The sequence below is a fragment of the Comamonas sp. genome, assembly GCF_036643215.1.
Taxonomy (GTDB): Bacteria; Pseudomonadota; Gammaproteobacteria; order Burkholderiales; family Burkholderiaceae_C; genus Comamonas.
On the sequence record NZ_JAVXSJ010000023.1, the window covers coordinates 49,338 to 63,332 of the forward strand.

Below are 13,995 nucleotides of genomic sequence, written 5' to 3' on the forward strand. Positions count from 1 at the left end.
AGGTGGGCGATTCTAAGGGTTTGTTCTGGGGTGTTTTGACAAAATTGCAAGCAAATCAAGACTGTATGTGCGCTTGCTGCTGCAAAAATGGGAGTAAATCGCGGGTTTGCTGACGCTGAAAATCTGGATGCTAATTTCAGTCAGTGGCATGTAAGACCGAGCCTTGACAGTACACCCACAATAATTTCATTGCTTATGCATCAGGAGACAAAACGATGAGCACAGCGACATCACCCATCGAATCCGTACTGGTGGAAAACCGTGTTTTTCCGCCCCCTGCGGACTTTGCTGCCAAGGCCCGTATCTCGGGCATGGCTCAGTACCAGGCCCTGTGCGATGAGGCCGAGCGTGACTACGAAGGCTACTGGGCGCGACTGGCCCGCGAGAACGTGCAGTGGACCAAGCCCTTCACACAGGTGCTCGACCAGAGCAACCCGCCGTTCTACAAATGGTTTGCCGACGGCGAGCTGAACGCCAGCGCCAACTGTCTGGACAAGCACATGGGCACGCCCGTGGAGAACAAGACGGCCATCATCTTTGAAGCCGATGGCGGCGAAGTCACCAAGGTCACCTATAAGGAAATGCTGGCCCGCGTCAGCCAGTTCGCCAACGCCCTCAAATCGCGCGGCGTGCAAAAGGGCGATCGCGTGCTGATCTACATGCCCATGACCATTGAGGGTGTGGTGGCCATGCAGGCCTGTGCGCGCATTGGTGCCACGCATTCTGTGGTGTTTGGTGGCTTCTCGGCCAAAGCCGTGCAAGAGCGCATTGTGGACGTGGGTGCCACGGCCGTTATCACCGCCAACTACCAGATGCGCGGTGGCAAGGAACTGCCCCTGAAGGCCATCGTGGACGATGCCATTTCGCTGGGTGGCTGCGAAGCCATCAAGACCGTCTTCGTCTACGAGCGCACCGCCACGGCCTGCAATATGGTGGAAGGGCGCGATTTGAGCTTTGCTCAGGCGCTTGCCGGGCAGTCCACCGAATGCGAGGCGGTGCCTGTCAACGCCGAGCACCCTTTGTTCATCCTCTACACCAGTGGCTCTACCGGCAAGCCCAAGGGCGTGCAGCACGCCACCGGTGGCTATGTGCTGTGGGCCAAGCAGACGTTTGAGTGGACGTTTGACGCCAAGGACAGCGATGTCTTCTGGTGCACGGCTGACATTGGCTGGATCACCGGTCACAGCTACGTGGCCTACGGACCACTGGCCGCAGGTGCGACGCAGATCGTGTTTGAAGGCGTACCCACTTTCCCCAATGCGGGCCGCTTCTGGCAGATGATTGAGCGCCACAAATGCTCCATCTTCTACACCGCGCCCACGGCCATTCGCTCCCTGATCAAAGCGGCGGAGTCGGATGAAAGCGTGCACCCCAAGAACTGGGATTTGAGCAGCCTGCGCCTGCTGGGCTCGGTGGGTGAACCCATCAATCCAGAAGCCTGGATGTGGTACTACAAGAACATCGGCAAGGAAAAGTGCCCCATCGTGGACACCTTCTGGCAGACCGAAAACGGCGGTCACATGATCACGCCGTTGCCCGGTGCCACACCGCTGGTGCCCGGCTCCTGCACCCTGCCACTGCCCGGTATTGCGGTAGCCATTGTGGATGAGGCGGGTAACGAAATTCCCAACGGCTCGGGCGGCATTCTGGTGGTGAGAAAGCCCTGGCCTTCGATGATTCGCAATATCTGGGGTGACCCCGAGCGCTTCAAGAAGAGCTACTTCCCCGAAGAGCTCAAGGGCTACTACCTCGCCGGCGACGGTGCGGTGCGCAGCGAAGACCGTGGCTACTTCCGTATCACCGGCCGTATTGATGACGTGCTCAACGTCTCGGGCCACCGCATGGGCACCATGGAAATCGAGTCTGCGCTGGTCGCCAAGACTGACCTGGTGGCTGAGGCCGCCGTGGTGGGCCGCCCCGATGACCTGACCGGTGAAGCCATCTGCGCCTTTGTGGTGCTCAAGCGCGGCAAGCCCACGGGCGAGGAGGCCAAGCAGATCGCGGCCGAGCTGCGCAACTGGGTTGCCAAGGAGATCGGCCCTATCGCCAAGCCCAAGGACATCCGCTTTGGCGACAACCTGCCGAAGACCCGCAGCGGCAAGATCATGCGCCGCCTGCTGCGCTCGCTGGCCAAGGGCGAGGCCATCACGCAAGATACCTCGACGCTGGAGAATCCAGCCATCCTGGATCAGCTGTCCGAGGTCAATTGATCTGACTGCGCAATGACGACAAAGCCGCTGTTCGCAGCGGCTTTGTCGTTTCTGGCTCCGGCTGACGTGGCAGCGTGTGTTCTTGGGGTAAAAACAAGGCATCTCAGAGACAAGGAGAAGAAAATGAACTTCCGCACTATTTGCATCGCCATCATCGTGGCGCTGATCGCCGTGCTGGCGGCCTTTAACTGGACGGCGCTTTCAACCCCTAGCGCGGTATCGCTGGGTGTGACGACGATTGAGGCCCCGCTGGGCTTGCTGATGCTGGCGCTGACCACCTTGCTCAGCGTTTTTTTCATCGCCTATGTGCTGTGGATGCAGGGCTCGGTGTTGTTGGAAGCACGTCGCCACGCCAAGGAAATGCAGAGCCAGCGCGATCTGGCGGACAAGGCCGAGGCATCGCGCTTTACCGAGCTGCGCAGCGTGCTGGAAGCGCTGCACGCCAAGGATAAAGACGCGTTGATGGCCCGCCTTGATGTGCTGGAAGCGCATCTGGCACAGCGCGCTCAGGATTCAGAAAACAGCATGGCGGCTTATGTGGGACAACTGGAGCAGCAGGTGCAAAAAATCAACCGTCTTTGATTCAATATTGATAGCTGCTTTCGCTTGATTAGCAAGCGCTAGAAGCTAAAAAGGCATGAAAAAAGCCGCTGCACTGCAGCGGCTTTTTTGTGGGTGCGACCTGAATTACTTCTTGTCGTTGCCCAGCTGGGGCAGTGCGTTGGTGCTGCTCACGCTCAGCAGGCCAGCCTGCGAGTAGATGGCCAGCTTGGCGCGGGTGTCGATCAGGTCCAGGTTACGCATGGTCAGCTGACCGATACGGTCGATGGGGCTGAAAGGCGCGTCTTCGACCTTTTCCATGGACAGACGCTCGGGAGCGTAAGTCAGGTTGGGCGACTCGGTGTTCAGGATGGAGTAGTCGTTGCCGCGGCGCAGTTCCAGCGTCACGGTGCCGGTCACGGCGCGGGCCACCCAGCGCTGCGAGGATTCGCGCAGCATGATGGCCTGAGGGTCAAACCAGCGGCCCTGGTACAGCAGACGGCCCAGACGCAGGCCGTTGATGCGGTACTGCTCAATGGTGTCTTCGTTGTGGATGCCGGTCACCAGACGTTCGTAGGCAATGTGCAGCAGGGCCATGCCGGGGGCTTCGTAGATGCCGCGGCTCTTGGCTTCGATGATGCGGTTTTCGATCTGGTCGCTCATGCCCAGACCGTGGCGGCCACCGATGCGGTTCAGTTCGAGGAAGACTTCGACAGCGTCGGTGTATTCCTTGCCGTTGATGGCCACGGGGCGGCCTTCGTCGAACGTGATGGAGACTTCTTCAGCCTTGACTTCGACTTCGGGCTTCCAGAAAGCCACGCCCATGATGGGGTTCACGATGCGGATGCCGGAATTCAGGAATTCCAGATCCTTGGCTTCGTGGGTGGCGCCCAGCATGTTGGAGTCGGTGGAGTAGGCCTTCTCAGCCGACATCTTGTAGCCGAAACCTTCCTTGGTCATGAAGGCCGACATTTCAGCGCGACCACCCAGCTCGTCGATGAAGGTGCTGTCCAGCCAGGGCTTGTAAATCTTCAGATCAGGGTTGGTCAGCAGACCGTAGCGGTAGAAGCGCTCGATGTCGTTGCCCTTGAAGGTCGAGCCATCGCCCCAGATGTTGACGTCGTCTTCCTTCATGGCGGCCACCAGCATGGTGCCGGTCACAGCGCGGCCCAGGGGGGTGGTGTTGAAGTAGGTGATGCCACCGGTGGAGATGTGGAAGGCGCCGGACTGAATAGCGGCAATACCTTCGTTGGCCAGCTGAGGGCGGCAGTCGATCAGGCGGGCCTTTTCAGCGCCGTATTCCATCGCCTTGCGAGGGATCTCGTCGTAGTCGGCTTCGTCGGGCTGACCCAGATTGGCTGTGTAAGCGTAGGGCACAGCGCCCTTGTTCTTCATCCAGCGCAGAGCGGCGGAGGTGTCCAGACCGCCGGAGAAGGCGATGCCGACCTTCTGGCCGACGGGAACATTTTGCAGAATGGTTTCCATGAGATTTCTCTTCAAAGTGATAGCTGCAAGCGCTTGATGAATAAGCGTTTGGGGCTGAAAAGGCTTGAAATTTCTATGCCTGTATCAGGCACTGCTCCAACGCGGATTAAGCGTAATGGCAGATGTAGTGATAGGCCTCGGTCACGCGAATGTCGAACTTGGAATTCGCGGGGATATGGAAGCTTTCGCCTGCCGCAGACTTCTTCCACTCATCGCTGCCGTCGAGCTTGTACTCGCAGGCGCCGCCCACGCATTCCATGATTTCTGCGGCAGCGGTGCCAAAAGTCAGGGTCGCGGGCAGAACCACGCCGACCGACTTCTTGGTGCCATCAGCCAGAGTGAAGCTGTGGCTGACGCACTTGCCGTCAAAGTAAACATTGGCCTTGGTGGTGAGGCTGACGTGGTCGATGGTTTCGGTGGTCATGGAAGAAGTACGCTGAGCGTGGTCGAAGGTCAAAACCTCTGATTTTAGGCCACGAGATTTGTACCTGTGCGAATGCTTGGCAAAGGCAGGAAAAACAAGAGCCCCATAGTGGGGCTCTTTGGGGCTCTTGCTCAGTTTTTTGCGACCGATTAGGCGCGGATCAACGGCGCCAGCCGTGACCGCCACCATGACCATGGTTAGGGCGGTAACCACCGCCGTAACCCCGGTAATAGTGACTGGGGCGTGTGGCGTAGTAGGCGCCGGCACCGATGACAGCGCCCAGCAGCAGAGGGCCGACATAGTCAGTTGCCGAATACGTGGGCGCTACCGGCTGCGGGGCGTAATAGTTGCTGGGGTAGCCGGCTTGATAACCATTTGGGTAATCGTTGGGGTAGCCCGTCTGGTAGCTGCCCTGAGTGTTTTGCGGGTAGCTGGTCGAATAAGCGCCTTGCACCGGAGCCTGGTTGCTGTAGTAACCGTTGTTGCTGTAAGTGCTGTTGTTGGCGGCAGGCTGCACATTCAGTGCAATCCACTTGCCGGGCGGCTCGGTTGTCTGTGTGGTGTAGCTGCGACCGTTGTACTCATAGGTTACGTTGTAGCCCACGGTACGGTTCTGGTAGAAGGTCTGCGTGCTGCACTGGCGCACAGTCTGGTACTGGGCCGGGCCCGTCGCTTCGACCTGATTGCCCAGCATGGCGCCGCCAATAAGGCCTGCACCTGTGGCTGCGGCGCGACCGCCGCCGCCACCAATGGCATTGCCCAGCAGACCGCCAGCAATGGCTCCGACCACCGCGCCCGCGCCGCTTGGGCGAGGGGCGACTGCCACTTGCTGGTCGTTGCACACTTGCTGAGGCACGGCAACTTGCTGCGTGATGGGGGTGGAAGACAGCACGCGGCCTTGCTCCTGTGCAAATGCACCGGTTGCTGCTACGGCTGTGAAAGTCAAAACTGCCAGAGTTTTCATGAACATCTCTCCTGTCTCTGAAGCTATAACGCGCCAGATCACGAAAAAGTTTATGGGATCTGCGTGAATCCGATGACTCTGCAGGGTAAAACTAGGTAAAGCAATGTGTGAATGTGAGCGATTGCTTATTTATTAATGAAGGCCTGCCATTCATCTGCCTTGAATCCGACCGTGATTTTCCCGTCGATCCATTCCACTACGGGGCGTTTGATTGTGCTGGCGTGCTCCTGCATCACGGCGGCTGCGCTGGCTGCATCGACTGCGCTGGCCTTGGTGTCTTCATCGAGCTTGCGCCAGGTGGTGCCCTGGCGGTTAAGCAGTTTTTCCCAGCCCACGGCCTGCATCCAGTCGGGCAGGCGCTCGGCGGGAACGCCTTGTTTTTTGAAGTCGTGAAACTGGTAAGTGATGCCTTGCTCACTCAGCCATGCTCGTGCCTTCTTGACAGTGTCACAGTTAGGGATGCCATAGACGGTGGTGATCTTGCTCATGAGGTATCAGCTTCAGTGAAACGGTTGGAGTTGGATGTAACGTATTTGCCATGTGCCAGAGCTCATAGGGCCTCTGGCTGTCGGCGACAATAGCGCCCAGTATGCACACCACATTTCCCACCTTGGATGCATGGCTTGCTTATTGCGAGCGCCTGCATCCCCAGAACATTGCCCTGGGTCTGGATCGCGTGCGTGAAGTCGCACAGCGCATGGGCCTGAAATTCGATTGCCCGGTCATCACGGTGGCTGGCACCAATGGCAAGGGCTCAACCTGCGCCATGCTCGAAGCCGTGGCCCTGCAGTCCGGCTACCGCCCCGGTGTCTACACCTCTCCCCATCTGGTTCACTTTGAAGAGCGTTGCCGTATTGGCGGCGAAATCGTCAAGGCCGATGAGCTGCTGCCGCACTTCGAAGCCGTAGAGCAGGCCAGAGTGAAGGATGGCGAAGAGGTTGCGCTCACTTACTTTGAGTTCACTACGCTGGTCATCATGCATTTGATGAGTCAGTCCAAGCTGGATGTAGCGATTCTGGAAGTCGGTCTGGGCGGTCGCCTCGATGCCACAAACATTGTGGATGCTGACTGCGCCATCATCACCAGCATCGACCTCGACCACATGGAGCTGCTGGGCCCGGATCGTGAAAGCATCGGGCGCGAGAAGGCGGGCATCATGCGTGCAGGGCGCCCGGTCATCGTCAGCGACCCTGTGCCTCCGCAAAGCGTGATTGACCATGCTGCTGAGATTGGTGCTGAGCTCTGGCGCTTTGGCAAAGACTTCAATTACGACGGAGACAAGCAGCAATGGGGCTGGGCTGGCCGCAGCCGCCGCTATGCGGGTCTGGCTTACCCGGCGCTGCGTGGTGCCAATCAGCTGATGAACGCCTCTGGCGTGCTGGCAGCCTATGAAGCCATTCGCAGCAAGCTGCCCGTGACTGCGCAGGCCGTGCGTACAGGCCTTTCGATGGTGGAGCTGCCCGGTCGCTTCCAGATTATTCCGGGTCAGCCCACGCTGGTGCTGGATGTTGCGCACAACCCGCACTCGGTGGCGGCGCTGACAGCTAATCTGGATGCCATGGGCTACTTTCCGACCACACATGTCGTGTTTGGTGCCATGGCTGACAAGGATTGGGAGCCCATGCTCACCAAGGTGGGCCCGCTGATTGACCGCTGGTACTTCACCGATCTGCCCACGCCCCGTGCGGACTCTGCCGAAGGCCTCAAGGCCAAGCTTGAGCAATTGCAGGCCAAGGGCGTGATTCGCAAAGATGTGAGCATGCAAACCTTTGCCAATCCACAGCAGGCACTGGATGCCGCTGTAGAGGCAAGCGATGCCGCTGATAGAATCGTGGTCTTTGGATCGTTCTTCACCGTCGGCGGAGTGCTGCAGCACGGCACACCTCGTCTGAACGCCAAACACCTGGCTCATTGAGCCTGCGGTCAGCCGTCTGGGCTTATGCCTAGTGGCTGACCTCAACCTGTCCAAATTCATGGCACTTTTCAATTTCCGTTGGCCCGGCAAAAAAGACGATGCCGAGTCTGTGGCTGGAGCCAAGCGCCCCAGCCGCCTGGCCCAAGGCGAAAGCGTGGATGACATGCGCCGCCGCGCACGTCATCGCCTCATTGGCGCTGCTGCGCTGGTGCTGATTGGTGTGGTGGGCTTTCCGTTGCTGTTTGATACGCAGCCGCGCCCCATCCCTGTCAATATTCCCATTGAAATTCCTGATCAGGCGAATTCGGCCCCAGAGGTAGTGCCGGGTACTTCGTCTGGTCGCGTTGCCGCCAATGCTTCTTTGGATGATGGCGAGGAAGTTCTGGCTCCATCAAGAGCGGCTGCACCGGCTCCATCTATTTCGTCCGTACCCGTGGCTGGCGCAGTTGCTGCTGCGGCTGCTGTTGGGGGTGCTGCGGTTGTTGCTTCTCAGGCCAAGCCAGAAGCAAAGCCTGAACCTAAGCCGCAGCCCAAGCCCGAGGTCAAGCCTGAGCGCAAACCCGAGCCGAAGCCCGAGTCGAAACCTGAAGCAAAGCCAGAACCAAAGCCAGAAAAGCCCAAGGCGGAAGTTAAAAAGCCTGAGCCCGAGGTCAAGAAACCTGAGGCCAAGGTTGAGCATAAGCCTGAGCCAAAGCACAAGCCTGAAAAGGTCGATGAAGCTGCCCGCGCTCGCGCTTTGCTGGAAGGGCGCTCCACACCTGAAGCGGCTGCGGCCAAGGATAGCGCTGCTGGCAATGAGCGCTTTATCGTGCAGATCGGCGCTTTTGCTGAAGTTAGCAAGGCCAATGAGATCAAGGGCAAGCTCGGTAGCGGTGCGTTTACGCAGACTGTAGATACCAAGGACGGCAAGCGCACACGTGTACGCATGGGGCCTTTCAAGAGTCGTGAAGAGGCAGATAAGGCCGCAGCCAGAGCCAAGGGGCTGGGTTTGCCAGCATCGGTGTTCAAGGGCTAATTTGAGTTTTTTGCGCGCCGTTTTTGACTGATGACTACGCTGGACTGGATTTTTATCGCCGTATTGCTGGGCTCCATGCTGCTGAGTGCCTGGCGTGGCTTGGTCTATGAAGTCCTGTCTTTGATGGGCTGGGTGGTCGCCTTCATGGTGGCGCGCACCTGGGCGCAAGAGGTCGCAGTCTGGTTGCCGATGGATGGCTGGGATATGCAGCTACGCTACGCGGCAGGCTTTGTCTTGCTGATGGTGGGCGCCATGTTTGCCTGGGGTGTGATTTCCTGGCTGTCCAAGCAATTGATCGAGGCGGTAGGGCTGAGGCCCGTAGATCGCACTCTGGGCGCCTTGTTTGGTGTCTTGCGTGGCGGCTTGCTGCTGCTGGTGCTGGCACTGGTCATTCAGTACACCCCGCTGCACAAGGCGCAGTGGTGGCTGGATTCCGCTTTGGCGCCTTGGCTGTCTGCGGCGCTGGGCTGGGTTTTACCGGCTTTGCCGCCTGAGTGGGGGCAGTATCTGCCTGGGGCAGCATCTTGAAGAAGAGTTTTTTGTCGCAATTTACGTGAGTGAAGAGTGGCTAAAGTGTTTGCTGTAAAACGCAGTAAGCGCTGACGTTGATTTGGCTTTGGCGCGATCCGCCATGCCGGATTTCAAAGCGCAGGCTAGCCAATGGGTGGCGAAGCAGGCGAGTGTGGCGAAGAGCAATCTTCGCGAACAGATGGAACGCAACTATGTGTGGAATCGTTGGTGTGGTGAGCACCGCACCCGTGAATCAGCTGATTTATGACGCCTTGCTGCTGCTGCAGCACCGCGGGCAAGATGCAGCCGGCATCGTGACCCAACAAGAACGCAAGTTCTTCATGCACAAGGCCAAGGGCATGGTGAAGGACGTGTTCCGCACCCGCAATATGCGCGCTCTGCCCGGTAATGTGGGTCTGGGTCAGGTGCGTTACCCCACGGCGGGCAATGCATCCAGCGAAGAAGAGGCTCAGCCCTTCTACGTGAATGCGCCCTTCGGTATCGTCATGGTGCACAACGGCAATCTCACCAATGCCAAGCAACTGCGCCGTGAACTGGCCGATAACGACCACCGTCACACCAACACTGAGAGCGACTCTGAAGTGCTGCTCAATGTGCTGGCGCATGAGATTGGTCGAGCCTCCAGCGGTGCTCCGCTGGAAAGCAAAGACATTTTTGAAGCGGTTCGTGCGGTGCACAAGCGCATCAAGGGTTCGTACTCTGTGATCGCTCTGATCGCTGGTTACGGCCTGCTAGCTTTCCGTGATCCCTTCGGTATTCGCCCTCTGTGCATGGGTCGCGGTGCGGATGGCTCCATCATGCTGGCCAGCGAATCCGTCGCACTGGAAGGCACCTCGCAAGTGTTCGAGCGCGACATCGCCCCCGGTGAAGCAATTTTTGTGCACAACGATGGTCGCATTGAAAGTCAGCAATGCTCTGAAAAGAGTCAGCTGAACCCTTGCGTGTTCGAGTATGTGTATCTGGCGCGCCCAGACTCCACCATGGATGGCATCTCGGTTTACCAGGCCCGTCTGAACATGGGTGAGACCTTGGCCAAGCGCGTGGTCTCGATGGTTCCGCCCAATGAAATCGATGCAGTGATTCCTATCCCTGAATCGAGCCGCCCCAGCGCGATGCAGCTGGCGCAGTTGCTGGGCAAGCCTTACCGCGAAGGTTTTGTGAAGAACCGCTACGTGGGTCGTACCTTCATTATGCCGGGCCAGGGTGCACGCAAGAAGTCGGTACGCCAGAAGCTCAATGCCATTGGCAGCGAGTTCAAGGGCCGCAATGTGCTGCTGGTGGATGACTCCATTGTGCGTGGCACCACCTCCAAGGAAATCGTGCAGATGGCACGCGATGCTGGCGCCAACAAGGTGTATCTGGCATCGGCTGCGCCACCTGTGCGCCACCCGAATGTGTACGGAATCGACATGCCCACACGCTCCGAGCTGGTGGCCCATGGCCGCACCGTTGAAGAAATTCGCCAAGTCATTGGCTGCGATGCACTGATTTATCAGGACGTGGACGCCATGAAGCAGGCCGTGGGCAAGATCAATGCTCAGGTTGACGGCTTTGAGGCATCCTGCTTTGACGGCATCTACATCACGGGCGATATCTCCGATGAAGAAGTGACGGCATTGAACGAAGGTCGTAACCGTGGCAGTGAAGAGGAAAGCGAAGACACTTCGCGCCTGTCTCTGCCCAACGCTCAAGACAATTGAGTGTGCAAGTGCAGAAACAGCGCACTGAATGACTGAATGAAATGGGTTGCTTAGGCAACCCTTTTCATTCAGGAGGACAATATCGTTGCCATGCGCTTAGTCCGCTCTTGTAAAGTGAGCGTGCTGCGCCTGTCAATAAAGGGCTTGAGTGCAATTTGACTCAAAATCTGAAGGCCTGCGCAAGGCGTATTCAAAGACCGGCTTGGCAAGTGCCGCTGGTCACTCTGGTTGAGTAAAACGCTTGGGAGTGATTGACTCCCGCAGCGGTGCTCGTGACCAGTACCAACCATCTGGATTTGACGACTGTGACCAACAAGACATTACCTGAAGGTTTGCATCCTGAGACTTTGGCCGTTCGTGAGGCGGTTGAGCGCAGCCAGTGGGGCGAGCATTGCGAAGCCCTGTACATGACCAGTAGCTTTGTGCAGCCCGACGCAGCGACCGCAGCACGCCGTTTTGCCAACGAAGAGCCTGGTTTTACCTATAGCCGCACCGGCAATCCCACCGTCACCAGCTTTGAAAAGCGACTGGCAGCCATGGAAGGTACGGAGTGCGCGGTTGCCACATCCACCGGTATGTCGGCCATTTTGCTGGTCGCGTTGACGGCTCTCAAGTCGGGCGATCATGTGATCTGCTCGCAGTCCATGTTCGGCTCCACTATCAAGCTGCTGGGCACGGAAATGGCCCGCTTCGGTGTGGAAACCACCTTTGTGTCGCAAACCGATATCGAAGCCTGGAAAGCAGCCGTCAAGCCCAACACGCGCATGCTGTTTGCCGAGACGCCGACCAACCCGCTGACCGACCTGTGCGACATTGCTGCACTGGCCGAAGTAGCTCATGCCAATGGCGCTTTGCTGGCAGTGGACAATAGCTTTGCCACGCCCGTGCTGCAGCAGCCCGTGAAGTTTGGTGCAGACATCATCGTGCATTCGGGCACCAAGTTCCTGGATGGTCAAGGCCGTGTCATGGCGGGTGCTGTGTGCGGCACCATCGCGCTGGTTGACAAGGTCATGGGCACTTTCCTGCGCAGCGGCGGTCTGAATATCGCCCCTTACAACGCATGGACGGTGATGAAGGGGCTGGAGACTCTGGCTCTGCGCGTCAAGGCGCAAAGCGCTGCGGCACTGGAGTTTGCTACCTGGCTGGAGAGCCATCCCAAGGTTGCCCGCATGTACTACCCCGGTCTCAAGAGCCATCCGCAGCATGAGCTGGCCATGCGCCAGCAAAACGGCATGGGCGGCGCTGTGTTTGCCTTTGATGTGATTGGTGACAACGCCGAGCAACTGCGCGCCAACGCTTTCCATGTGGTGGACAGCACCCGTTTGTGCTCCATTACGGCTAATCTGGGTGATGTGAAGACCACGATCACTCACCCCGCCAGCACCTCACATGGCCGTTTGACCGAAGCCCAGCGTCAGGCTGCGGGTGTGGGTCAGGGCTTGATTCGTATTTCCGTGGGCTTGGAACACCTTGATGATTTGAAGGCTGACCTTTCCCGTGGGCTAGACACTCTAAAGTGACCCCCCCCTGAGTCGCTTAGCGCTTTCCCCCTTTCTCGTAGGGAGGGGCGATGCCTTCACAGGAAGGCGGCTCTTGCTTGGCATCTCTGGTTGATAGCATGCTCCATTCAGGTAATGCTCGTTCGCCATTTGACTTGCAGCACAAGGATTTTTTGACATGACTACTAACAAAATTCGCACTCGCTTTGCTCCATCGCCTACGGGCTTTATCCACTTGGGCAACATCCGCTCGGCTCTGTACCCTTGGGCCTTTGCTCGCGCCAATGGCGGCGACTTTGTGCTGCGTATTGAAGATACCGATCTTGAGCGCTCTACACAGGCTTCGGTGGATGTGATCATCGAAGGCATGGCGTGGCTCAATCTTGACCACGACGAAGGCCCGTTCTACCAAATGCAGCGCATGGATCGCTACAAGGCCGTTTTGGCTACGCTGCAAGAAAAGGGCTATGTCTACCCCTGCTATATGAGCATGGAAGAGTTGGATGCCCTGCGTGAAAAGCAGATGGCCGCCAAGGAAAAGCCTCGTTACGACGGTACATGGCGCCCTGAGCCCGGCAAGGTGCTGCCCGCTATACCTGAAGGGGTGAAGCCTGTGCTGCGCTTCAAGACACCTCAGTCTGGCGTTGTGGGCTGGGAAGACAAGTGCAAGGGCCGTATTGAATTCCAGAACACTGAGCTGGATGATCTGGTGATTGCTCGCCCTGATGGCACACCTACCTATAACTTCTGCGTCTGCGTGGATGACATGGACATGAACATCACCCACGTGATTCGTGGCGATGACCATGTGAACAACACGCCTCGCCAGATCCACATCTTTGAAGCTTTGGGTGCTGCTGTCCCTGTGTTTGCCCACCTGCCGACCGTGCTCAACGAGCTGGGCGAGAAGATGAGCAAGCGCAACGGTGCCAAGGCTGTGACTGCCTACCGTGACGAAGGCTATCTGGCTGATGCCATGGTGAACTATCTGGCTCGTCTGGGCTGGAGCCACGGCGACGACGAAATTTTCAGCCGTGCGCAATTCCTGGAGTGGTTCAACCTGGATCACCTGGGCCGCAGCGCTGGTCAGTTTGATGAAGCCAAGCTGCGCTGGGTGAATGCCCAGCACATGAAGGCCATGGATGACGCTGAGCTGGCTCAGCTGGTCAAGCCTTTTGTCATCAAGGCCGGTGTGGCTGAAAGCGTGATCGATGCGGACGATCGTCTGGTGCGCATTACCGCTCTGTTCAAGGATCGCTGCGAAACGCTGGTTGATCTGGCTAACTGGGCCAAGGTCTTCTATGTAGAGAGCGTAGAGCGCAATGCTGAAGACTATGCAAAGCATGTGACAGAGGCAGCGAATCCTTTGCTCGATGCTTTTGTGGCTGTGATTGAAGGCGTGGAGTGGAGCAAGGAAGCCATTGCCGCGGCCATCAAGGAAATGCTCAAAGCCCAAGGCGTGAAGATGCCTGTGCTGGCGATGCCTGTGCGTGTTTTGACCGTGGGAACAGCCCACACTCCATCGGTCGATGCAGTGCTGGAACTGCTTGGACGTGAAAAAGTTATCGCACGTTTAAAAAATCGCTAAAAACCTGTCTATAATTCGAGGCTCAGCACAACGCAACTAATTAAATGGTTGTGTTGTGAGGAGAAGGAATTTTGGGGGTATAGCTCAGCTGGGAGAGCGCTTGCATGGCATGCAAGAGGTCATC

12 protein-coding genes are annotated in these 13,995 nt (G+C 57.9%); 8 read left to right on the forward strand and 4 right to left on the reverse strand.

Features of this window, described 5'->3' with window-relative positions; all coding sequences use genetic code 11:
• The first annotated feature begins 215 nt into the window (after positions 1-215).
• Both acs and RSF91_RS15200 read left to right on the forward strand, forming a co-directional pair.
• Positions 216-2,210, forward strand: coding sequence for an acetate--CoA ligase (gene acs / locus RSF91_RS15195; protein ID WP_332569206.1), 1,995 nt, complete (start codon positions 216-218; stop codon positions 2,208-2,210).
• Positions 2,211-2,333: 123 nt separating this feature from the next.
• Positions 2,334-2,792: a LapA family protein gene (locus RSF91_RS15200; RefSeq protein WP_332569207.1), complete on the forward strand. Its 459-nt coding sequence runs from the start codon at positions 2,334-2,336 to the stop codon at positions 2,790-2,792.
• A gap of 105 nt (positions 2,793-2,897) precedes the next feature.
• Here RSF91_RS15200 and argG read toward each other — a convergent pair whose 3' ends face one another.
• From argG to RSF91_RS15220, 4 genes are all read right to left on the reverse strand, one after another.
• Positions 2,898-4,235 carry an argininosuccinate synthase gene (gene argG / locus RSF91_RS15205; RefSeq protein ID WP_332569208.1) on the reverse strand — a complete coding sequence of 446 codons (1,338 nt, stop codon included), beginning with the start codon at positions 4,233-4,235 and terminating at the stop codon, positions 2,898-2,900.
• Positions 4,236-4,341: 106 nt separating this feature from the next.
• Entirely contained in the window at positions 4,342-4,659 is a 318-nt protein-coding gene (ppnP, locus tag RSF91_RS15210; protein WP_099738023.1) for a pyrimidine/purine nucleoside phosphorylase, read from the reverse strand.
• Between the two features lie 160 nt (positions 4,660-4,819).
• Positions 4,820-5,623 (reverse strand): glycine zipper 2TM domain-containing protein, encoded by an 804-nt coding sequence (locus RSF91_RS15215; RefSeq protein ID WP_332569209.1) that lies wholly within the window; start codon positions 5,621-5,623, stop codon positions 4,820-4,822.
• A 125-nt stretch (positions 5,624-5,748) separates the two neighbouring features.
• Positions 5,749-6,111 (reverse strand): ArsC family reductase, encoded by a 363-nt coding sequence (locus RSF91_RS15220; RefSeq protein WP_332569210.1) that lies wholly within the window; start codon positions 6,109-6,111, stop codon positions 5,749-5,751.
• Positions 6,112-6,212: 101 nt separating this feature from the next.
• On the opposite strand from RSF91_RS15220, the gene folC reads away from it, so the two are divergent.
• The 6 genes from folC (at position 6,213) to gltX (ending at position 13,871) form a co-directional block, all read left to right on the forward strand.
• The gene (gene folC / locus RSF91_RS15225) at positions 6,213-7,538 is read left to right on the forward strand and encodes a bifunctional tetrahydrofolate synthase/dihydrofolate synthase (RefSeq protein WP_332569211.1); all 1,326 of its coding nucleotides are present in this window, start codon (positions 6,213-6,215) and stop codon (positions 7,536-7,538) included.
• A 58-nt stretch (positions 7,539-7,596) separates the two neighbouring features.
• Positions 7,597-8,553 carry an SPOR domain-containing protein gene (locus RSF91_RS15230; protein WP_332569212.1) on the forward strand — a complete coding sequence of 319 codons (957 nt, stop codon included), beginning with the start codon at positions 7,597-7,599 and terminating at the stop codon, positions 8,551-8,553.
• A gap of 30 nt (positions 8,554-8,583) precedes the next feature.
• Positions 8,584-9,081: a CvpA family protein gene (locus tag RSF91_RS15235; RefSeq protein WP_332569213.1), complete on the forward strand. Its 498-nt coding sequence runs from the start codon at positions 8,584-8,586 to the stop codon at positions 9,079-9,081.
• 194 nt (positions 9,082-9,275) lie between these two features.
• Positions 9,276-10,784 carry an amidophosphoribosyltransferase gene (gene purF, locus RSF91_RS15240; protein ID WP_332569214.1) on the forward strand — a complete coding sequence of 503 codons (1,509 nt, stop codon included), beginning with the start codon at positions 9,276-9,278 and terminating at the stop codon, positions 10,782-10,784.
• Between the two features lie 305 nt (positions 10,785-11,089).
• Positions 11,090-12,304: an O-succinylhomoserine sulfhydrylase gene (locus RSF91_RS15245; RefSeq protein ID WP_332569219.1), complete on the forward strand. Its 1,215-nt coding sequence runs from the start codon at positions 11,090-11,092 to the stop codon at positions 12,302-12,304.
• A 157-nt stretch (positions 12,305-12,461) separates the two neighbouring features.
• Positions 12,462-13,871 carry a glutamate--tRNA ligase gene (gltX, locus tag RSF91_RS15250; protein ID WP_332569215.1) on the forward strand — a complete coding sequence of 470 codons (1,410 nt, stop codon included), beginning with the start codon at positions 12,462-12,464 and terminating at the stop codon, positions 13,869-13,871.
• The last annotated feature ends 124 nt before the right edge of the window (positions 13,872-13,995 follow it).